The organism is Blastococcus litoris (genome assembly GCF_003075095.1).
GTDB classification, from domain to species: domain Bacteria; phylum Actinomycetota; class Actinomycetes; order Mycobacteriales; family Geodermatophilaceae; genus Blastococcus_B; species Blastococcus_B litoris.
In genome coordinates, this window is the sequence record NZ_QCZF01000006.1 from 76,393 (window position 1) to 97,592 (window position 21,200).

General features: G+C 73.8%; 18 protein-coding genes and 1 pseudogene. 6 read left to right on the forward strand and 13 right to left on the reverse strand.

Going from position 1 to position 21,200, the window contains the following annotated elements; all coding sequences use genetic code 11:
• Positions 1-36: 36 nt before the first annotated feature.
• Entirely contained in the window at positions 37-5,001 is a 4,965-nt protein-coding gene (locus tag DCS98_RS13990) for an NAD-glutamate dehydrogenase (protein ID WP_116451999.1), read from the reverse strand.
• Between the two features lie 79 nt (positions 5,002-5,080).
• Complete coding sequence (locus DCS98_RS13995) at positions 5,081-5,452, reverse strand: phage holin family protein (protein ID WP_116452000.1); 372 nt, start codon at positions 5,450-5,452, stop codon at positions 5,081-5,083.
• A 136-nt stretch (positions 5,453-5,588) separates the two neighbouring features.
• On the opposite strand from DCS98_RS13995, the gene DCS98_RS14000 reads away from it, so the two are divergent.
• From DCS98_RS14000 to DCS98_RS14015, 4 genes are all read left to right on the forward strand, one after another.
• Entirely contained in the window at positions 5,589-6,008 is a 420-nt protein-coding gene (locus DCS98_RS14000) for a hypothetical protein (protein WP_116452001.1), read from the forward strand.
• A gap of 14 nt (positions 6,009-6,022) precedes the next feature.
• Positions 6,023-6,472, forward strand: coding sequence for a hypothetical protein (locus tag DCS98_RS14005; RefSeq protein ID WP_116452002.1), 450 nt, complete (start codon positions 6,023-6,025; stop codon positions 6,470-6,472).
• Between the two features lie 74 nt (positions 6,473-6,546).
• Positions 6,547-7,740 carry an ATP-binding protein gene (locus DCS98_RS14010; protein ID WP_116452250.1) on the forward strand — a complete coding sequence of 398 codons (1,194 nt, stop codon included), beginning with the start codon at positions 6,547-6,549 and terminating at the stop codon, positions 7,738-7,740.
• A gap of 53 nt (positions 7,741-7,793) precedes the next feature.
• A complete protein-coding gene (locus DCS98_RS14015) occupies positions 7,794-8,537 on the forward strand; it encodes a ZIP family metal transporter (protein ID WP_241037983.1) in 744 nt (247 codons plus the stop codon).
• Here the strand turns inward: DCS98_RS14015 and DCS98_RS14020 are convergent, their stop codons facing one another.
• Entirely contained in the window at positions 8,538-10,310 is a 1,773-nt protein-coding gene (locus DCS98_RS14020; protein WP_164704570.1) for a SpoIIE family protein phosphatase, read from the reverse strand.
• 213 nt (positions 10,311-10,523) lie between these two features.
• Between DCS98_RS14020 and DCS98_RS14025 the strand changes: the two genes are divergently transcribed.
• The gene (locus tag DCS98_RS14025) at positions 10,524-12,206 is read left to right on the forward strand and encodes a SpoIIE family protein phosphatase (RefSeq protein WP_116452005.1); all 1,683 of its coding nucleotides are present in this window, start codon (positions 10,524-10,526) and stop codon (positions 12,204-12,206) included.
• 57 nt (positions 12,207-12,263) lie between these two features.
• On the forward strand, positions 12,264-12,725 hold the full coding sequence (locus tag DCS98_RS14030; protein WP_116452006.1) for an ATP-binding protein: 462 nt from the start codon (positions 12,264-12,266) through the stop codon (positions 12,723-12,725).
• Positions 12,726-12,791: 66 nt separating this feature from the next.
• On the opposite strand, the gene DCS98_RS14035 is transcribed toward DCS98_RS14030, so the two are convergent.
• The 10 genes and pseudogenes from DCS98_RS14035 to DCS98_RS24125 all read right to left on the reverse strand — a co-directional run.
• A complete protein-coding gene (locus DCS98_RS14035; RefSeq protein ID WP_164704571.1) occupies positions 12,792-13,283 on the reverse strand; it encodes a hypothetical protein in 492 nt (163 codons plus the stop codon).
• Entirely contained in the window at positions 13,280-13,642 is a 363-nt protein-coding gene (locus DCS98_RS14040; RefSeq protein ID WP_116452007.1) for a response regulator, read from the reverse strand. Before DCS98_RS14040 ends, DCS98_RS14035 begins: the two co-directional genes overlap by 4 nt.
• A complete protein-coding gene (locus tag DCS98_RS14045; protein ID WP_116452008.1) occupies positions 13,639-14,193 on the reverse strand; it encodes a chemotaxis protein CheX in 555 nt (184 codons plus the stop codon). The genes DCS98_RS14040 and DCS98_RS14045 overlap by 4 nt, the downstream gene beginning before the upstream one ends.
• A complete protein-coding gene (locus tag DCS98_RS14050; protein WP_241037985.1) occupies positions 14,190-14,561 on the reverse strand; it encodes a response regulator in 372 nt (123 codons plus the stop codon). Before DCS98_RS14050 ends, DCS98_RS14045 begins: the two co-directional genes overlap by 4 nt.
• Positions 14,562-14,575: 14 nt before the next feature.
• Positions 14,576-15,400, reverse strand: coding sequence for a CheR family methyltransferase (locus DCS98_RS14055; RefSeq protein ID WP_116452010.1), 825 nt, complete (start codon positions 15,398-15,400; stop codon positions 14,576-14,578).
• Entirely contained in the window at positions 15,397-16,500 is a 1,104-nt protein-coding gene (locus tag DCS98_RS14060) for a protein-glutamate methylesterase/protein-glutamine glutaminase (RefSeq protein WP_116452011.1), read from the reverse strand. The genes DCS98_RS14055 and DCS98_RS14060 overlap by 4 nt, the downstream gene beginning before the upstream one ends.
• A gap of 430 nt (positions 16,501-16,930) precedes the next feature.
• Positions 16,931-17,824, reverse strand: a complete 894-nt coding sequence (locus DCS98_RS14065; RefSeq protein ID WP_116452012.1) for a hypothetical protein — start codon at positions 17,822-17,824, stop codon at positions 16,931-16,933.
• 145 nt (positions 17,825-17,969) lie between these two features.
• Positions 17,970-18,416: a chemotaxis protein CheW gene (locus tag DCS98_RS14070; RefSeq protein ID WP_241037988.1), complete on the reverse strand. Its 447-nt coding sequence runs from the start codon at positions 18,414-18,416 to the stop codon at positions 17,970-17,972.
• A gap of 2 nt (positions 18,417-18,418) precedes the next feature.
• Entirely contained in the window at positions 18,419-20,887 is a 2,469-nt protein-coding gene (locus DCS98_RS14075) for a chemotaxis protein CheA (protein ID WP_116452013.1), read from the reverse strand.
• Between the two features lie 149 nt (positions 20,888-21,036).
• Positions 21,037-21,200: pseudogene (locus DCS98_RS24125) on the reverse strand (methyl-accepting chemotaxis protein); the annotation flags it as partial.

Here is a 21,200-nt window from a genome sequence, read left to right on the forward strand (position 1 = left end):
ACCCTGCCCCGCATGACGGTTGCGTGACCGGCGGGCTCACGACTCCGCGGGGCGGGGGAGGCGGCGGGCCTGGCGGCGCTTGCGGAGGCCGCGCAGGGTCCGGACGGCGACCAGCAGCTCGGCGAGCTCGTGCCGGTCGCCGGCCGCGATGTCGGCCAGCTGCGCGGCGGAGCGGGCCTGGGCGGCGTCCCAGTTCTCCACCCACGTACCGACCAGCTGCTGCGGGTCGTCGTCGTCCGAGCCGCGGGCGCTGAGGACGTCCTCGGTCAGCGACGACGTCTCGGCGGCCAGGTCGTCGCGCAGCGAGGCCCGGGCCATCGACGGCCAGCGCCGGTCCCGCGGCAGCTCCAGGACGAGCTCCCGCAGGGGCACCAGGCCCAGCCGCTCGGACAGGCACTGCATGACCTGCCCGGCCAGCGCGACCGGCGCCCCCGTCCGCTCGGTGACGACGGCCAGGTCGAGGGCGGCCGGGAGCAGCGGCGCCGCGGCGACCTCGACGGCCAGCTCCGGCGGCACCCCGGCCTCGCGGAGCCGGCCCACGCGTGCGGCGTACTCCTCCGCCTCCAGCCCCAGCAGCCAGGTCGGCAGTCCGTCGCGGACCGCCGCCACGGACTCCGCGAAACGGTCCCGCACGGCCGACACCGGGGGCGCCGGCTCGGCGAGGAGGTCGGGCTGGCGCAGCAGCCAGCGCGCCGTGCGCTCCGCCAGCCGGGTCGCCTCCGTGCGGAGCTCCACCTGGGTGGTCGCGGGCACCACGTTGTCCAGCGCCCCGACGGCGTCCCACATCCGGTCGACCCCGAACACGGCGCGGGCGACCACGTGCGCCCGCACCACCCGGTCCAGCGGCACGCCGGTCTCCTGCGAGAGCCGGAACAGGCCGGTGACCCCGGCGATGTTGACCGCCCGGTTGGTCAGCGCCGTCGCGACGATCTCCCGCCGCAGCGGGTGGTCGGCGATCGCGGCCGGGAACCGCTCGCGCAGCCGGGTGGGGAAGTAGCAGGTCAGCAGGTCCTCGAGCGCCGGGTCGTCGGGCAGGTCGGTGCCGAGCACGACCTCGCCGGCCTCCAGCTTCGCGTAGGCCAGCAGCACGGAGAGCTCGGGTGAGGTCAGCGCCTGCCCGTCCCGGCGCCGCTCGGCGAGCCCCCGGTCGTCGGGCAGCGCCTCGACGCTGCGCACGAGCCGGCCCGACCGCTCCAGGGAGCGGAGGAAGCGCTCGTGGGCGTCGAGCAGGCTCCGGGAGGAGGCCACCTCGACGGCCAGCGTCGCGTTCTGGTCGTGGTTGTCGGCCAGGACGGCGGTGGCGACCTCGTCGGTCATCTCCCCCAGCAGCGCGGCGCGTCCCGCGGCGTCCAGCTCGCCGTCGTCGACCACCCGGTTCAGGGCGATCTTGATGTTGACCTCGTGGTCGGAGGTGTCCACCCCGGCGGAGTTGTCGATGGCGTCGGTGTTCACCCGTCCGCCGGTGAGCGCGTACTCGACCCTGCCGCGCTGGGTGAGGCCGAGGTTGCCGCCCTCCCCCACCACCCGGACGCGCAGCTGCTCGCCGTCCACGCGGACGGCGTCGTTGGCCTTGTCCCCCACGTCCAGCGCGCTCTCGGTGGACGCCTTCACGTAGGTGCCGATGCCGCCGTTGAAGAGGAGGTCGACCGGGGCCAGGAGGATCGCCCGGATCAGCTCGACCGGCGTCATCGACTCCACGCCGTCGGCCAGGCCGAGCGCGGCCCGCATCGGCGCCGAGATCGGGACGGCCTTCGCCGTCCGGGGCCAGACACCCCCTCCGGCGCTGATCCGCGAGCGGTTGTAGTCGGCCCACGAGGACCGCTGCAGGCCGAAGAGCCGCGCGCGCTCGGCGAACGACGCGGCGGCGTCGGGAGTCGGGTCGACGAAGACGTGCCGGTGGTCGAAGGCGGCGACCAGCCGGATGTGCTCCGAGAGCAGCATGCCGTTGCCGAAGACGTCGCCGGACATGTCGCCGACGCCGACGACCGTGAAGTCCTGCTGCTGGACGTCGATGCCCAGTTCGCGGAAGTGCCGGGTGACCGACTCCCAGGCACCGCGGGCCGTGATGCCCATGGCCTTGTGGTCGTAGCCGACCGAGCCGCCCGAGGCGAACGCGTCGCCCAGCCAGAACCCGCGCTCGACCGCGACCGAGTTGGCCAGGTCGGAGAAGGTCGCCGTCCCCTTGTCGGCGGCGACGACGAGGTAGGTGTCGTCGCCGTCGTGGCGGACGACCTTCTCCGGCGGGACGACCTTGCCCTCGACGAGGTTGTCGGTGAGCGAGAGCAGCGCTCCGATGAACTCCCGGTAGCACTCCTGCCCCTGGGCGACGACGGCGTCGCGCGGGGCACCGTCGGGGAGCGGCTGCTTGACGACGAACCCGCCCTTGGCCCCGGTGGGCACGATGACCGTGTTCTTGACCATCTGCGCCTTGACCAGGCCGAGCACCTCGGTGCGCAGGTCCTCGCGACGGTCGGACCAGCGGAGGCCACCGCGGGCGACGGCGCCGAAGCGCAGGTGGATGCCCATGACGCGCGGCGAGCTGACCCACACCTCGCGGGCCGGCCGGGGCTCGGGCAGGTCGGGGACGGCCTTCGGGTCCAGCTTCAGCGCGAGCGGCCCGCCCGCGTAGTACGTCGTCCGCTGGGTGGCGGTGACCGCGGCGAGCAGCGAGCTCAGCACGCGGTCGGCGTCGAGCGACTCGACCTCGCCGATCGAGCCGCGCAGCGCCTCGACCAGCTCCTCCTGCCGCTTCGCCCGCCCGTTCACCCGTCCCGGGGAGAAGCGGGTCTCGAACAGCAGCACCAGGCGGGCGACGACGTCGGGGTGCGCGGCCAGCGTCTGCTCGACGTAGGTCTGCCCGAACGGCAGGCCCGCCTGGCGCAGCCACTGCACGTACGCCCGGACGACGGTGACCTGCCGCCAGTTGAGCCCGGCGAGCAGCACCAGGGAACCGAGCCCGTCGTCCTCGGCCTCGCCGCGCCAGACGGCGCCCACGGCCTCGGTGAACCGCTCGGGGAGCGAGCGCAGCAGCGGCAGCTCGGCCGGCGGCACCGCGACGCCGAAGTCGTAGATCCAGGTGGGCGGCGCCCCGATCCGGTCGATCTCGTAGGGCCGCTCGTCGACGACGTCGACGCCCATGTTCTGCAGGACCGGCAGCACCTCCGAGAGGAGCAGGCGCTGCCCCACCCGGTAGATCGTCAGGCGCCGCTCCCCCGCCGCGGCACCGCGCGGCGTCCAGAGCCGCATGGCCAGGCGGCCCTCGGTCAGCCCCTCGAGCCGGTCGAGGTCCTCGACCGCCTGCTGGGCCGAGAAGTCCTGCTGGTACGAGGCCGGGAAGGCGTCGGCGACCCGGGCGAGCATCTTCTCCGCCTCTGCGCCGTACCGCGCGTGCAGGGCGTCGGACAGCTCGTCGGTCCAGCTCCGCGCGGCCGCGGCCAGCTCGGCCTGCAGCGCCTCGACGTCGACCGACACCGGCTTGGTCGCCCCGCGCCGGCCCTGGGGTACCCGGACGACGAAGTGCAGCCGTGCCAGCACCGATTCGGTGGAACGGGCGGTGTACTCGATGCTGGTGCCGCCGAGCCGCTCGAGCAGCACCTGCTGCATCGCCAGCCGCACCTCGGTCGTGTAGCGGTCGCGCGGCAGGTACACGAGGGCCGACCAGAACCGCCCGGTCTGGTCCTGGCGGAGGAACAGCCGGGTCTGCCGGCGCTCCTGCAGGTGCAGGACCGCCATCGCGACCGGCAGGAGCTCGTCGGACCCGACCTGCAGCAGCTCGTCGCGCGGGTAGGTCTCGAGGACCTCCAGCAGCTCCTTGCCGGTGTGGCTGTCGGACGGGACCCCGGAGCGAGCCACCACGTCGGCGACCCGGCGGCGCACGAGCGGGACGTCGACGACGCTGCTCGTGTACGCGGTGGACGGGAACAGGCCCACGAAGCGGAACTGCCGCGCCCGGCCGTCGCGGTCGGTGGGCAGGTTCACCGCGATCAGGTCCAGCCAGGCCCGCCGGTACACCGGCGACCGGGTGTCGGCCTTGGTCACCGTGACCAGGTGCTGGTCCGGGGTCCGCACCGCCGCGGGCATCCGCGCGGCCGGCTCGCTGGCGTCGGTGTCGCTGCGCAGCACGCCCAGGCCGCTGCCCGGCACGACGGCGGCGGACGGCTTGCCCCGCCCCGTCCCCTGCTCCAGGTCGCGGGCGCCGAGGAAGACGAAATTGCCGTCGGCCAGCCAGCGCAGCAGCGCGGCCGCCTCCGCGGGGTCGTCGGCCGGGTCGGCGTCGGCCTCGGGTCGGACGAGCTCGTCGAGCCGGTCGGCCAGCTCCAGCACGCGCACCCGCAGGCGTTCGGCGTCCTCGTCCACCGCACGCACGTCGTCGAGGACCGTGCGCAGCCCGGCGACCAGGTCGGCGCTCGCCTCGCCGTCCAGCGGCCCGTCGAGCACGACGGCCATCCACGACTCGGTGAGCGCGTCGGAGCCGCAGCCGACCGCCAGGTCGCTGTCGCAGAAGGCCTTGATCGCCCCGCGCAGGTCGCGCCGGACGACGACGACCGGGTGCACGATGTGGGCCAGCGCGAAGCCCTGCCGGACGACCTCGGCGGTGACGGAGTCGACCAGGAACGGCATGTCGTCGGTGACCAGCCGGACGACCGCCCTGCCGTCGGGGAGGCGCTGGGCGTCGACCGTCGCGGAGCCGGGCGGGCGGACCTCGGCGAGGCGCAGGTGGCCCAGGGCGAGGTCGGCGAGCTCGCCCGGCTCGTGCCCCAGCACCTCGGCCGCGGGCTCGCTCCAGTAGTAGCGCTGGAGCAGCGCCGGGAGGTCGTCGGGCGCGCAGCCGGAGGGCAGATCGCGCTTCGCCTCGCGCGCCGCCGCGGCGGCGCGCTCGAGCAGTTGACGCTTCTCGTCGCGGGCGGCCTCGAGCGCGGCGAGCTCGGTGAGAGACCCGGCCGGGGCGGCGCCGTCCTGTCCGCGCACCGGGGTCTCCGGTACGACGGTGGTGCTGGCCATGTCAGGCCACGCTACTGCGATCCGCACCACTTCTCATGGCGACGCGTCCGGCGTTACCGACCCGTGCCCGGGCGCCGCGTCAGCGGTCGAGGAGCTGGTCGGCCACCCACCCGGCGACGGCGAGGATGAGGCCGCCGATGAGCGCCGTCCCGAAGCCGTCGACGGTCAGCCGGTCGGTGATCCCGGCGGTGATCGCCAGCAGCGCCGCGTTGATGAGCAGCAGGAACAGGCCCAGGGTGAGGACGACGAACGGCAGCGAGAGCAGCCGCAGCACCGGCCCCACGATCGCGTTGACCACGCCGAAGACCAGGCCGATCCACAGGTAGGTGCCGTACTCCCCCAGCGGCCCGTCCGGGTTCGGGACGACGTCCAGCCCGGGCAGCACGTCGAAGTAGGTCAGCCCGTAGAAGACCGCCCCGAGGATGACGACCTTGAGCAGGAACTTGATCACGGCGGCGACGCTAGCGGTGCGCCGCCGCGCAGTGGGGGATCTGGCGGCGTCTTCGGCCGTCTAGCGTCCGCGCTAGAGATTGGCAGACGCCGGTCGACACCGGCAGCATGCGTCCCGTGACCACGACCGATGCCCCATGGTGATCCGCACGGCCGGGTGGGCCCGCGCCCTGGCGGCAGCGGTCGTGGCGGGCTGCGTCGGCACGCTCGTGCTGGGCGACCCCCCGGACGAGCTCCTCCTCTTCCTCTGCGCACTCCTCGCAGCCGCCACCCTCGTCCTGCTCTGGTCGGCGCGGGTGAGCGCGGTGGCGACCGCCGACGGCCGGCTGGTCGTCCGGAACCTCACGGGCACGCTGACCGTCCCACGCGACCACGTCGGCTCGATCGAGATCGACGACGCCGGCCCCTCCTCCCAGCTGTTCGCCCTCTTCGTCCGCACCCACGAGGACCTCCGCCTCCGGCTCGACGCGACGCTGTGGCCGTTCCCGACGGCCCTCGACCGGACCGCCCGGGAACTGCGCACCTGGCGGGACGGTCGTCCCGAGCCGTTCGCGTGACGGATGATCCCGTCATGACGGGGCTGCCCGACCCGCTGGTCATCCGGCCGCCGGCCTGGGCGCGGGTGCTCGGGCCGGTGCTGCTGGTCGTCTGGGTGGCCCTGTTCCTCGTGGACGAGCGGGTCGACGGGCAGTTCCGAGCGCTGGGCCTGGTCGTCGCGGTGCTCGCCGTCGCCGTGATCGGCCGGTTGTTCCTGTCCAGTGCGATCGGGACGGCGGACGGCCGGCTGACGGTGCGCAACGTCTGGTCGACCCGCACGTTCACCCGCGCGGAGATCGAGGGCGTGGAGGTGGACCGGGTGCGCGGCCGCGGCTGGGCGGTCTCGCTGCGGCTGGCCGAGGGGGAGCGGCACCGCCTCGACGTGACGGAGGCGCCGTTCCTGGGGCCGTTCCAGGCGACGCTCGACCGGCAGGCCGCCGAGGTCCTCGCCTGGCTCGACGGCCGGCCGCACGCGCACCTCTGACCCCACGCGACACGCGCTAGGCGGTTCTACCGATCTCTACGGCTCCGGCTAGAGAACGCCATACGGTGCTCGACATGGATCCCGTGCGGAACCCGTACGCGCCCGGCGCCGGCCAGCGACCGCCCGAGCTGGCCGGGCGCGACACCGAGCTCTCGGCCTTCGACGTCGTCCTGGAGCGGATCGCGCACGGCCGCCCCGAGCGCTCGCTGGTGCTCACCGGGCTGCGCGGCGTGGGCAAGACCGTGCTGCTCAACCAGCTGCGGTCGGCGGCGATCTCCCGCGGCTGGGGCACCGGCAAGATCGAGGCGCGGCCCGACCAGTCGCTGCGCCGCCCGGTGTCCTCGGCCCTGCACATGGCGCTGCGGGAGCTCGGCCCACGTCACCCCGACCCGGAGTCGATCGCGGAGGTGCTCGGCGTCCTGAAGGCGTTCGCCCAGCGGGTGCAGCCTGCCGACGCGAAGGTCCGGGACCGCTGGTCCCCCGGCATCGACGCACCCGCCGCCACCGGGCGCGCCGACTCCGGTGACATGGAGATCGACCTCGTCGAGCTGCTCAGCGACGCGGCGGGGGTCGCGGCCGACATCGGCAGCGGGATCGCGCTGTTCATCGACGAGATGCAGGACGTGCAGCCCGACGACGTCTCGGCGATCTGCGCCGCCTGCCACGAGCTCAGCCAGCAGGGGGCGCCGCTGATCGTCGTCGGCGCCGGGCTGCCGCACCTCCCCGCCGTCCTCTCGGCGTCCAAGAGCTACTCCGAGCGCCTCTTCCGCTACCTGCGCATCGACCGGCTGGAGCGGGAGGCCGCCGACCGCGCGCTCATCGCGCCCGCCGAGCGCGAGGAGGTGGAGTTCGAGCAGGGGGCGCTCGACGCGCTCTACGAGGCCGCCGACGGCTACCCCTACTTCGTGCAGGCCTACGGCAAGGTCACCTGGGACGTCGCCGCCTCCTCCCCCATCACCGCCGCCGACGTCGCCATGGCCGCACCCGTCGCCGAGGCCGAGCTCGCAGTCGGCTTCTTCGGCTCGCGCTACGACCGGGCGACGCCGGCCGAGCGCGAGTACATGCACGCGATGGCCGAGCTGGGAGGTCCGGGCGGGGCCGCCGTGGCGACGTCGGAGGTGGCGGTGTCGCTCGGCCGCAAACCGGCGTCCCTCTCCCCCGCCCGCGACTCGCTGATCAAGAAGGGCCTCGTCTACTCCGCCGAGCGCGGGCAGATCGCCTTCACCGTCCCCCACTTCGGCCGGTACCTCCTCCGCCACCCGGACTGACCCGCGGTTCGGGAACGGTTGCAGCGGGCACCTGTCGGCCCGTGCCAGGAGCGGTGGAAGCGGGGCTGTTCGGTCTGCTCGGCGGGGCGGCCCTCGTGCTCGGGGCGATCGTCGCGTGGTTCGTGCGCGTGCCGCAGGGGGTGGTCGCGGCGGTCATGGCGTTCGGGTCCGGCGTCCTGATCTCGGCCGTCGCGTTCGACCTCATGGAGGAGGCCGCCGACACCGGTGGACTGCTGCCCACCGCGGTGGGCTTCGTCGGCGGCGCGCTCGCCTACGTGGCCGCCAACTTCGCGCTGGCCCGTCACGGCGCGCGGCACCGCAAGCGCTCCCAGGGTCAGCAGCCGTCGGAGCAGGAGCAGTCCGGCAGCGGAGCGGCCATCGCCGTCGGCGCGCTGCTCGACGGCATCCCGGAGTCGGTCGTGCTGGGTCTGGGCCTGCTGGGCGGGGGCGCGGTGAGCCTCCCCGTCCTGGCCGCCGTCTTCATCTCCAACGTGCCCGAGGGGCTGTCCAGCGCGGCCGGGATGAAGCGCAGCGGCCGGTCGGCCGGCTACGTCTTCGGCGTGTGGGGCGGCATCGCGCTCGCCAGCGGGGCCGCCGCGCTGGTCGGCTACCTGGCGCTGGGCGGCGCGCGGCCGGAGACCATCGCGGTCATCACCGCCGTGGCCGCCGGCGCCATCCTGACGATGATCGCCGACACGATGATCCCCGAGGCGTTCGAGAACACCCGGTCGTGGACGGGTGTGATCACGACACTGGGCTTCCTCACGGCCTTCGCCATCGAGGTCGCGGGCGGCTGATCAGGCCGGGTGGGGGACCGCCGGCGGCAGGATCTCCGGACCTGCCTCGGCCGGGCGCGCGGCGTGCACCGGGTGGGCCCGGACTGCCAGCACGGCGACGTCGTCCTCGACGTCCGCACCGAGCATCTCGGCGAGCAGCCGGTCGCACAGCTCGTCCAGCGTGAGGCCGGTCGACCGGCCGAGGACCTCGCGCACCCGTTCGCGGCCCTCGTCGAGGAGGACGCCGCGCCGCTCGAACAGGCCGTCGGTGAACAGCACGAGCGTGCTGTCCTCGGGCATCGCGACGGTGCCGTCGGAGCGGGGGCCCAGCCAGCCGATGCCCACCGGCGGCCCGACCGGCGCCACCAGGTCCTCCACCGTGCCGTCGGCGTGCAGCAGCATCGGGTCGGGGTGCCCGGCGGTCGACCAGCGCAGCCGGCGCATGCCGATCACCGCATCGGCCGGGGTCTGCTCGATCCGGCAGACCAGCGCGGTGGCCATCGCGGGCACCGCCAGCCCGACCAGGGCGTGGTCCACCCGGCGCAGGACGCCGGCCGGCTCCTCGAGCCGGTCGAACGCGATGCCCCGCACCAGCGTCTTGACCTGGCCCATCGCCGCGGCGGCCTCGATGTCGTGCCCCATCACGTCGCCGATCACCACGACGGTGTCGCCGTCGGGCTGCAGGAACGCGTCGTACCAGTCGCCGCCGATGGACACGCCCTGGGTGGCGGGGCGGTACCGCACCGACAGCTCGAGCGAGTCCGGCTGCACCGGTGGCGAGAGGAGGCTGAGCTGGAGGCGCTCGGCCACCTGCTGGTTCGCCAGGGCGAGACGGGCGTTGTCCAGGGCGAGGGCCGCCCGGCGCGAGGCGATCTCGGCCGTGCGCAGCTCCAGCTCCGTGTGCGGCCCGCGCTCCGGGCCGTTGATGAGCGTGAAACCGCCGATCAGCTCCCCCCGAGCGAGGAGCGGGAAGCCGGCGGCGGCCGCCGGCCGCAACGGGAGGAGAGCCTCCCGCGCCTCGCCGTCGGCGACCATCGACTCGACGATCTCGGGGGTCAGCTCGGGGACGACGACCGGCCGCGGGTCGCGCATCATGCGCGGCACCGGGGCCGAGGCGTTGTTCGTGGCCACGCGCAGGTCGGCGTAGCGGTTCATGGCGCCGACCAGCGCAGGGTCCCGGTGCGCGCGGCCGACGTCGCGCCGGGTGCCGTCGGGGTCGATCACGCTGACCAGGCACCAGTCGGCCAGCAGCGGGACGACGAGGTCGGCGAACCGCTGGACCGCCTCGTCCATGTCCGTGGTCGACGTCATGGCCAGGTTGATGTCGCCGAGGAGCATGAGGTGGCGGCCGGCGACCTCGGCCTCCATGGCGGCGCGCGCGGCCTCCGCCGCCGACGCCTCCCGCTCGCTGATGGCGGCGGCCCGCTCGTCGTCGGCGCGGCGCCGCTCCGTGACGTCGTCGTAGGTGACGACCAGCCCCGCGTCGGTGAGGAAGGCGTCCGCGCGGAACCACGTGCCGAGCGGGCCGAACCAGTCCTCGACGCCGTCGCTCACGCCGGTCCGGCGCACCCGGGAGTACAGCTCCTCGAACGGGCCGCCGACCGCCTCGGGGAACTCCGTCCACACGTGCCGGCCGACCAGGCCCTCCACCGTCCGGCCGAGCACCCTCGCGCCGACCGGGTTGATGTAGCGGAACCGCCAGTCGTCGTCCAGGACGAACAACGGGCGCTCCATGCCCTCGACGGCCTGCAGCAGCAGGTCGCCGGGCGGCGGCGCCGCCTGGTCCCGGGTCATGCGGGTCACTCTGCCTCATCCCGGTCCCTACGCTGTAAACCCCGGGCCGCGCAGTGACCCGAAGCTCACCCCTGCGGGTCGGTCACGATCCGTCCCCTGCCGCTCCCGGCCTCCTTGGCAGGAGCACACCGGGTGGACACAATCGCGTCGTCCTCCACCGCCTGGTCCGGTAGGGACGCTCCAGCAGTGGGTCCTGGGACCCGATCGAGGGACGTGGGCACCGCGGTGGACGAGCACGAGGCCCGGCAGCTGCCCGGCACCGACGCCGACCTCGTCCGGTTCCTCGACAGCATGCCGGCGGCCTTCTGCTCGCTGGACGCCGGTGGGCGCTTCCGGTACGTCAACGCCGAGGCAGAGCGGCTCATGGGCGTGTCCCGCGCCGAGGTGCTGGGTCGATCGCTGTGGGAGGTCTTCCCCGGCCTCACCGGCGGCGCGTTCGAGAGCAGCTTCCGCACGGCAGCCGGCTCGGGTCACCCGCTGACCTTCGAGGCATCCTTCCCGGGCGCCCCCGACGGCTGGTTCGAGGTCCGGGTGTGGCCGGGCTCGGACGGCCTGGCCGTGTACGTCCTCGACGTCACCGACCGGCGCGACGCCGAGGAGGCCGCCCGCCGGGCGACCGCCCGCACCGCGCTGCTGGCCCAGGTGAGCGCGGAGCTGGCGGGGCAGCTGGACGTGCTGTCGGCACTGGGCCGCCTCGCGGAACTCGTCGTCCCGGTCCTCGCCGACGGTTGCATCGTCACGCTGGTCGACCGCGAGGGCCGGGCCCGCGACGTCGGTTCGTGGCACGGGGACCCGGTGCGCCGGCCGCTGATGGACAGGTACGCCCAGCTCCGGCTCGATACGCTGCCGGGCACCTCCCCCGTCGCGCAGGCCCTGGTGGCCGGTACCCCGGTCACCGAGTCCGTCGACGCCGTGCTGCACCTGATGCCCGACGGCCCGGCCCGCGAGCTGCTCGTCGAGCTCGCCCCGGCGACGGCGGTCGTGCTCCCCCTCACCGCCGAGGCGCGCACCGTCGGCGTGCTGACCCTGTACCTCGACGCCGGGCGGGTGACGGCCGACGAGGACATCGAGACCGCCAGGCAGGTCGCGGCCGAGGCGGCCCGTGCGGTCACCCGTGTGCACCGGCAGAGCCAGCAGGCCCAGCTCGCGGAGGCGCTGCAGCGCAGCCTGCTCACCGACCCGCCGGTACTCGACCGCGCGGCGGTGGTGGTCCGCTACGTGCCCGCGGCCGAGGCAGCCCGGGTGGGCGGGGACTGGTACGACGCCTTCCTCCAGCGCGACGGCTCGCTCGTGGTCGTGATCGGCGACGTCGTGGGCCACGACACGGCGGCGGCGGCCGCGATGGGCCAGGTCCGCGGCCTGCTCCGCGGCATCGCCCACTACAGCGGCGCCGGTCCCGCGGAGGTGCTGCGCGGGCTCGACGAGGCGATCGCAGGCATGCACGACGAGACCCTGGCCACCGCCGCCGTCGCCCGGTTCGAGTGCGACGGCGCGGGCGGGTGGCAGCTCCGCTGGGCCAACGCCGGTCACCCCCCGCCCCTGCTGCTGGCCGCCGACGGCGGCGTCACCGTGCTGGGCGAGGTGATCGGCGACCTGATGCTCGGCGTCGACCCCGCGGCGGTCCGGCAGGAGTCGGTCGTCCCGGTGCCGCCGGGGTCGACCGTGCTCCTGCACAGCGACGGGCTGGTGGAGCGGCGCGACAGCACGATCGACGTGGGCACGGCGGCCCTGGCCGGTCACCTCGCCGACCTCGCGGGCAGCCACCTGGAGGACCTGTGCGACGGCGTCCTGCGCCGGATGCTGCGCGGTATCCCCCAGGACGACGTCGCGCTGGTGGCCGTCCGGCTGGGAGATCCGGACCCGGACGAGGCACGAACCACACCCGGGTGCGGTTGACCCCGCCCCCCGCTGGGCACCCCGGTCCTGCACACTCCGAAACCGGGGGAGACGGTGATGGGTCGACTGGCGTGGCCGCTGAGGCCGCTACCGGACGGGCGCGGCGAGGTCTGGCGGTGGGACCTGGGCGGCCTGTCCGAGCTGTCGGCTGCCCGTGCGGGCCTGCGCAGCCGGCTCGGAGTGGTCGGCTTCCCGCCGCCCGACGAGGACACGGCGGGCGAGCGGCTCGTGCTGGCCTTCGACGAGCTCGCGTCCAACGCGCTGCGGCACGGCGAGGCACCGGTCGTCGCGACGGTCGTGGCCGGAAGCGGCGGATGGCTGCTCGACGTCAGCGACCGCGCGCCGGAGACCCTGCCCTCACCGGCCCTGGACCGCGATCCCGCCAAGGGTGGGATGGGACTGCACCTGGTGGCCCGCCTGTCCGTCGCCCACGGCTGGTACGTCGACGACGGGTGCAAGCACGTGTGGGCGTGCCTGCCCGCGACGGTGGACCGCCAGCCCGCGATGGCTCGAACGTGACGGCCTGAACGCGCCGCGACCTCCGGCACCGGGTCGGTGGCGGAGGTCGCGGGCGGTGTCACGGGGTCACGGGATGACGAGGGAGAGCGCACCCTTCCCGTAGGTCGGCACCTCGATGGCGAGGTCGATCCGGTTGAACGCCGCCAGCATGCCCGCGACGTCCCCGGGGATGTCGTCACCGGGAGCCACGAGGGCGTCCAGCTTCGAGTGCCGCGCGCCCTCCTTGTTGAACAGGGCCGACAGCACGTTCACCACCTCGTACAGCGCCTCGACCTGCATGCCGCTCAGCTCGCCGTCCTCCTCGACGGCGTCCTGGGCGCCCCCGGGTGGGAGCAGGGCCAGCGCCGAGCCGGTGTAGGCGGAGGCGGCGAGGTCCATGACGCACAGGGCGGTGACGGCCTTCTGCGGGTCGACGTAGATGGCGACGGAGACCGGCTTGTCGGGGGTCGGGGTGACCGGCGCACCCGGCAGCACGCTGACCGGCTTGCCGACGAGGCCCGACAGCATGTCGCGGACCTCCTTGGCCTCCGGGAGGGGGACGGTGCCCACGGCGGTCACGCGATCACCCCGTCCAGGTGCTCCTTGAACGTGTCCTCGGTGAAGGGCTTGGCGATGAGGAAGAGCGCGCCGGCGTTGGCCGCCTTCTCCCGCATCTCGGGCGAGCCCTCCGAGGTCACGAACCCGAACGGCACGGCCGAGCCGGAGGCGCGCATGGCCTCCAGGCACTCGATGCCGCTCATGTTCGGCATGTTCCAGTCCGACAGCACCAGGTCCGGCTTCTCGGAGCCGACCTTGGCCAGCGCGTCCGCGCCGTCCTCGGCCTCGACGATGTCGTGGTCGTCGTAACCGGCCTGCCGCAGGGTGCGGATGACGATCTGCCGCATGACGCGGCTGTCGTCGGCGACAAGGATCTTCACAGGGGCACCTCGTTCTTCTGGTCGTTCTTCTGCTGGTCGGGCAGGGCGCCGGCGGCGCCCTGGACGGTGATGGTCAGTGCCTGGCCGCGCCAGAGGAGGTCGACGCGGAGCACGTCGGCGCCGGCCTCGGGTGCCGAGCCGACCTCGGGCAGGCCGAGCACCGAGGGTCCGGGGAGGACGGCCTTGACGTTGCCGCCCACGACGTTGGCGAGCTCGCCCATGCCGTCGGCGACGTCCTCCTCGTCGAGGACCGGCGGGGCGTGCTCGGCGAGCAGGCAGCGGGAGAGCTCCTCGGCCGTGGCGCGCCCGCAGGTGAGGACGACGGCGCCGGTCCACGGCCCCACGACCTCGACCCAGGAGCTGACGGCGTCGTCGGGGAGCCCGCCCGGCAGGGGGACGAGGAACTCGTCGTCGCCGACGAGGGCCGACCACGCCTCCTGCGCGATGCTCTGGACGGTGTCCTCGTCGACGAGGTCGGTGATGAGCAGCGGCGCGTCGGCGGCCCGGCGGCGTTCGCCGGTGTCCGCGCCCGGCCCGGAGTAGGTGCTCACAGGACAGCCTCCTGGGGGAGCAGGCCGAGCAGCGCGAGCTTGTCGCGGATCGCGTCGGCGGTGAACGGCTTGATGACGTACTCGTGGGCGCCGGCCGCCAGCGCCTTCACGATCTGGCCGTGCTCGCTCTCGGAGGTGACCATCATGATCGTCACCTGCCGCCAGGACGGGTTGGACCGGACGGCGGAGACGAACTGGAGCCCGTCCATCACCGGCATGTTCCAGTCGACGCAGACCAGGTCGGGGACGTAGCCGCCCTCGAGCACGTCGAGTCCCTCGCGGCCGTGGCCGGCCTGCTGCACCTCGTAGCCGAGATCCTCGAGGATCCCGGCGACGATCCGGCGCATGACCTTCGAATCGTCGATCACCAGAGCACGCACGTTCAGCTTCCCTTCAGCGGGCGGTAGGCGGAGCTGCGGCCGACGACGACCCGCTCCCAGGAGTCGTCCACCCCGAGCGTCGTCTCTGCCGCACCGAGGAACAGCCATCCGTCGGGGCGCATGAGGTCGCGCACGCGGCGGAGGATCGCCTGCTTCGTGGGCAGGTCGAAGTAGATGAGCACGTTGCGCAGGTAGACCACGTCGAACGGGCCCATCCGCGGCAGCGGCGCTGCCAGGTTGCACTCCGAGGCGGTCACCATCCGCTTCAGCTGCGGGGCGACCTCCCACTCGTTGCCCGCCCGGACGAAGTGCCGGACCAGCATCGGAGCGGGCAGACCGCGGTTGACCTCGAGCTGGCTGAACCGGCCGGCCCGGGTGCGGGTGACCATCTCGCGCGACAGGTCGGTCGCGGTGATGGAGACGCGGGTGGCGGCGTTCGGGATGGCGTCCTCGAGCAGCATCGCGATCGTGTACGGCTCCTGACCGCTGGAGCACGCGGCCGACCAGATCTGCAGGCGCTCGTTCGGGCCGCGGGCGGCCAGCAGCGCCGGCATCACGGTCGAGGTGAGCGCCGTGAACGGGTCACCGTCACGGAACCACGACGTCTCGTTCGTCGTCAGCGCCTCGACGATCCGGCGGGTGCTGTCGGGGTCGGGACGGCTTCGAACCGTCTCCACGAACTGGGAGACGTCGGGCAGGCCCTTCTCCCGGGCGATGGGCAGCAGACGCGCCTCGACCAGGTACTCCTTGCCCGGCTGGAGGACGATCGCGCTCTCCTTGTGCACGAGCTGCCGCACCCAGTCGAAGCTGGTCGTGGTGAGGGTCATCGGGTGCTCCCAGCGATCGCGGCGGTCCGGTTGCCGGCCACGCCGGAGAGGTGGCGGGAGATGGCCTCGGGGATGCGGTCCAGGGACAGCACCTCGTCGGCGTAGCCCGCCTGGCTGATCGCGCCGGGCATCCCCCAGACCACCGAGGTGTGCTGGTCCTGCACGAGGACGGTGCCCCCGGCGGCGCGGATCTCCCCGGCGCCGTTGCGGCCGTCCGAGCCCATGCCGGTCAGGACGACGGCCAGGACGGCACCGTCGAACGCGGTCACCGCGGAGCGGAACAGCGGGTCGACGGCGGGGCGGCAGAAGTTCTCGGGCGGGCCCTGGTTGAGGCCCGTGTGCAGGCCGCGCGCACCACCGCGGACGACCAGGTGGTGGTCACCGGGCGCCAGGTGCACCGTCCCGGGGACCAGGGGAGTGCCGTCGGACGCCTCGACCACCCGCAGCGGGCAGAGCCGGTCCAGACGCTGGGCGAACTGACGGGTGAAGACCGGGGGCATGTGCTGCACCAGCAGCACGGGCACCGGCAGGGACGCCGGGAGCTGGGGGAGGACCTTGGCGAGGGCCTCGGGACCGCCGGTCGACGAGCCGATGACCAGGACGGCGGGCTTCTTGCCGGGGCCGCTGCGCGGCCGGGCCGGGGGAGGGGGCGGGGGTGCGGCAGCCGTGCGCACAGGCCCCATCGAGACGGGACGGCCGGTGAGCGCCTTGATCTTGGGGATCAGCTGCTCGCGCACGCTCTCCATCGACTGACCCACGCTGCCGACGTTGGCGGGCTTCGTGACGTAGTCGCTGGCGCCGGCGGAGAGGGCGTCCATGGTGGCGGAGGCGCCGCGCTCGGTGAGCGTGCTGAACATGATGATGGGCACGCGGCTGCGCGCCGCCCGGATGGCGCGGACCGCCTCGATGCCGTTCATCTCCGGCATCTCGATGTCCATCGTCACGAGATCGGGCTTCAGCTGCTCGAGCTTGCCCACGGCGATCCTGCCGTTGACGGCGGTGCCGACGACCTCGATGTCGGGGTCGGCCGAGAGGACGTCGGTGACGATCTTGCGGACGACGACCGAGTCGTCGACCACCATCACCCGGATCGGGTTCACGCGTGTCCTCCAGCTTCCCTGTCGGGCTCAGCCCGGCAGGCTGTTCATTTCTGTATCGGCACCAGCGAGCAGCCCTTGAGCGGGCCGGCCGTGATCGTTTCCACGGGCTGCTCGAGGGGGCCGGCGTGCCGACAGAAAAGAGCTTCGGCTGTGCGCAATCAAAAGAGAAGAGAAGCGCCGAACTCGTTACGCAATTCCTCGACGACCGTCTCGAAATGGTCGAATCGGGCATTTGTGCATGTGTCGACAATGGCGGGCCGGTCACCGGTGGGCGGACGAACCCGCTGGTCACGGGACCGGCCGCTCCGCGCCGCGCGCAGGGGCGGGGGCGCACGGGACCGGTGACCGACGACGGTCGGTCAGGTCACCCGGCGGCGTGGCGCCGGTCCGGTGACCGCGGGGGAACCGCAGGCGAGGGGGAGGGACCCGCTCAGCCGGCGGAGAGGCGCCGCACGGGCGCCTGGAGGACCGCCTGGGACCCCTCGTCCAGCAGGTCGCTCATCGCCAGGCCCTGGACGCAGCCGGCCACGGCGTTCCAGACGCCCGCGGCGCCGTCGTGCAGGTCGAAACCGCCGTCGAGGAAGGCCTGGACGGCGTGCAGCTGGGCGGTCGCCAGCGTCCGGGTGCGGCCGGACACGTGGGCGGCCCAGGAGGCCTCGTGCATGGCCGACGCCCACGGGCGGTGCTCGGGGCGTCCCTCGTCGACGGCGGTGCGCCAGGCGGCGCGACCGGCCCCGTCGAGGTCGCGGATCCCGGCGAGCAGCTCCGCCAGCTCATCGGAGGCGGGGCCGAGGTCGGCACCCACGGCGGGGACGGCGACCAGGCCGCGCTCGACGGCCCGGTCGTAGGGACCGGTGAGCTCGCGCCGCACCAGCGGGGGGAGGACGCCGGCGGCCCAGTACCCCAGCGCGGCGTCGGCGAGGACGTCGACCGCCTCGTGGCGGTCCTCGGCGCGCAGCGCGGCCGCCGCCGGGTGCTCCGGGCCGAGGACGTCGTCACGCAGCAGCCGTTCCAGCGTGGGGGCGTCGCCGATGGTGCCCTGCTCGAGCTGGGTGACGAGGACGGCGGCGCGGTCGCCCGCGGCTGCCGCGTTGCGCACGTGCGGGACGGAGGCGGCCATCTCGCGGGCACGTCGGCCGCGGACCGCGCGCACTCCCCGCTCCTCGCGGGTCAGGCCGCGACCGGGGTTGGACTCGGCCAGCCGGGCCAGGGCGCTCTCGTCGGCCCCGAGGCCGGTCAGCAGCACGCCGGCGACCGCGTGGCCGGCGGGGAGCCGGACCAGGTCGAAGCCCAGCGTCGCTGCGCTGACCAGGGAGTAGGGCACGGTCGCCTCCAGAGGTGGGTCAGACCATGCTGGCGGCTCGGGCCGTGAAATGCCACGCGACCATCACCCCTTCGCGGGAGAGCGAGGAGGTGATGGTCGCGTGTTCGATGCGTCTACGTGTAGGCGCGGTGACGCTCGGTAAGCGTCAGGCGCTGACTGCCTTCTGCACGTCGAGGGCGAGCAGGAGCTGCCCGCGCAGCTTGTAGGCGCCGCGGATGAGGTCGCGGCCCTGGCCCTCCAGCGTGTCCGGCGGAGCCTCGAAGTCGCTGGCGTCGACGTCCACGACATCGGCGATGGAGTCGACCAGCATGCTGACGGCCTCGCCGTGCAGCCGGACGACGATGACCACCGGGTCGGTGCCCTCGGGGCGCGGTGGCCGGCCGAGCCGCTCGCGCAGCTCGATCGCGGTCACCACCTGCCCGCGCAGGTTGATCAGCCCGGCGACGGCGGTCGGGGCCAGCGGCACGCGGGTGAGCTGCTGGCTGCGCAGCACCTCCTGCACGTGCTCGACCTCGATGCCGTAGAGGTCGCCGTCCAGCCGGAAGGTGGCCAGCTGCCCGCTGGTCGCGGGGGCGGTGGTGGGGGCGGTCACGGTCAGACCTCCAGCAGGGAGTCGGGAACGCCGGCCGGGGCCGACGAGGGGTGCGAGTAGAACTGCGGGTCCGCGGCGAGGATCGCGGCCCGGACGTCGAGCAGCTCGGTCACCTTGTCGCCGAGGACGGCGGAGCCGAGCAGGCCCAGGTCGTCGATGTCGCTGCGCACCGCGGCCTCGCCGTCGACGATGTCGAGGATCTCCTCCACGACGATGGCGACGCTGCGCCCGTGGTCGCTGTAGACGATCACCTCGAGGACCTCGCGCTCGGTCTCGCCGTAGGCGCCCAGGTGCCGGTCGAGGCGGACCATCGGCAGGATCGCGCCGCGGTACTGCACGACCTCGCGGTTGCCGACCTTCTCGACCGACTCCGTGCGGACCTGCTCGAGACGGGTGACGGTGTCGAGCGGGATGGCCACCCGGCGGCCCCCGCCGATGGCGGCCAGGAGCATCCGCTGCCGGTCGGTGTCGGTGGACGACGCCGACGCGGCGGCCTCGCGGGCGGCCTCCTGGCCGCGCTCGCTGGACTCGGTGCGCAGGGCGCGGCGGGCGAGTGCCTGGACGTCGAGGATCAGGGCGACGGTGCCGTCGCCGAGCACCGTGGCGCCCGAGTAGAGGCCGATCGCCTTGAGCTGGCCGCCGACGGCCTTGACGACGATCTCCTCGGTGTTGATGACGCGGTCGACGACCAGCCCGAAGCGCCGGCCCTCGGAGCGCAGGACGGCGATGACCACGTGGCCGTCGTGCCGCTCCGACGCGAGACCGAGGACGTCGGTGAGCCGGACGAGCGGGAGCAGCTCGCCGCGCAGGCGGTAGACCTGCGCGCCGCCGACCTCCTCGACGGCATTGGCGGCCTTCTCGGCGTCCAGGGAGACGAGCTCCTGCAGGCTGATCTGCGGGATCGCGTAGCGGTCGGAGGCGCACTCGACGGTCAGCGCCGGGACGATCGCCAGCGTCAGCGGGATGCGCAGCCGGCAGACGGTGCCGACGCCGGCGTCCGACTCGACCTCGATGGTGCCGCCGATGGCCTCGATGTTGGTCTTGACGACGTCCATGCCGACACCGCGGCCGGAGACGTTGGTGACCGCCGCGGCGGTGGAGAAGCCGGGCAGGAAGATCAGCTGCAGGATGTCGGCGGGGCTCATCTTGTCGAGCTGGGCGACGGTGATGAGGCCGCGCTCGACGGCCTTCTTGCCGAGCTTGACCGGGTCGATGCCCGCGCCGTCGTCGGCCACCTCGACCACGACCTGGCCGCTCTCGTGGCGGGCCCGCAGGGTCAGGACGCCCTCGGCCGGCTTGCCGGCCGCCTTGCGGACGTCGGCGGCCTCGATCCCGTGGTCCACCGAGTTGCGGACGAGGTGGGTCAACGGGTCCTTGACCGCCTCGAGCAGGGTCTTGTCGAGCTCGGTCTCCCGGCCCTCCATCTCCAGGCGGATGTTCTTCTTCAACTGGAGACCGAGGTCGCGGACGACGCGCGGCAGCTTGGACCAGATGTGGTCGATCGGCTGCATGCGCGTCTTCATGACGCCCTCCTGCAGCTCGCTGGCGATCAGGTTGAGCCGCTGGGAGGCGCGGATCAGGTCGGTGTCGGTCTGCCGCGCGACGTTCTGCACGATCTGGTTGCGGGTGAGCACCAGCTCCCCCACGAGCAGCATCAGCTCGTCGAGCAGGTCGACGTCCACGCGGATGGTGCTGTCGGCCACGCCACGACGGTTCTGCTCGCCGCCGGCGGCGGCCGGGGCCTCGCCCTCGGTCTGCTCGGCGGCGGGTGCCGGCGCCGCCGGCTCCTCGACGGTGGGCTGGGGCATGGCGGCGTTCGCTCCCTCGGGCAGCTCATCGGCCAGGACGGCGACCGGGGCGTCGTCCTGCGGTCCGGCGGCGGGCGCCGCCGGGGTGGCCACGCGGGCGGCCGGGGCCTTGCGCGCGGTCGTCTTGCTGGCGGCGGCCTTGGCCGGGGTCTTGGCGGCGGCCTTGGCCGGGGTCTTGGCTGCAGCGGCCTTGGCCGGAGCCTTCTTGGCGGGGGCCTTGGCCGGGGCCTTGGCGGCGGCCCGGGGCGTGGGGATCGCCGGCGCGGCGGCGGCCGGGGCGTCGTCCATGGCCGCCGTGATCGCGGCGACGACGCCGGCGACCTCGACCGAGCCCTCGCCTCCGCTGGCCTCGATGGAGGTCAGCAGCGAGCGGACGGTGTCGACCATCTGCAGCAGCACGCTGGTGCGGGCGGGGGTCAGCTCGAGCTCGCCGTCGCGCAGCCGGGACAGCATGTTCTCCCCGACGTGGGTGACCTCCTCCAGCCGGTTGAAGGCGAGGAAGCCGCTGGTGCCCTTGATCGTGTGGATCGTCCGGAAGATGCTGGACAGCCGCTCGCGGGAGTTCGGGTCCTGCTCCAGCGCCACCAGGTCCGAGTCCAGCTGGTCGAGGTTCTCGTGGCTCTCCACCAGGAACTCTTCGACGATGTCGTCCAGACCGTCCACCGTTGCTGCCTTCTCTCTCACGTCGCGGACCGGCTGGGAGCCCGTCCGTCGGTTCATCGGCGGGCCGCCGGCGGAGTCAAGGTGAATCCGCCGGCGGCCCGGCCGTCCTGCCTGTTATCGGCACCCGCCGGGCGCCGGGTGACGGGGCGTCAGTAGGTGAAGCTGCCGACGGTGGTGCGCAGGTCGGCGGCCATGCGGGAGAGCTCGTCGACCGCCGTGCGGGTCTGGGTGAGGGCCTGGGTGGTGGACTCGGCCGCCGTCGAGACGCCGGTGATGTTGCTGGCGATCTCCGTCGTGCCGCCGGCGGCCTCCT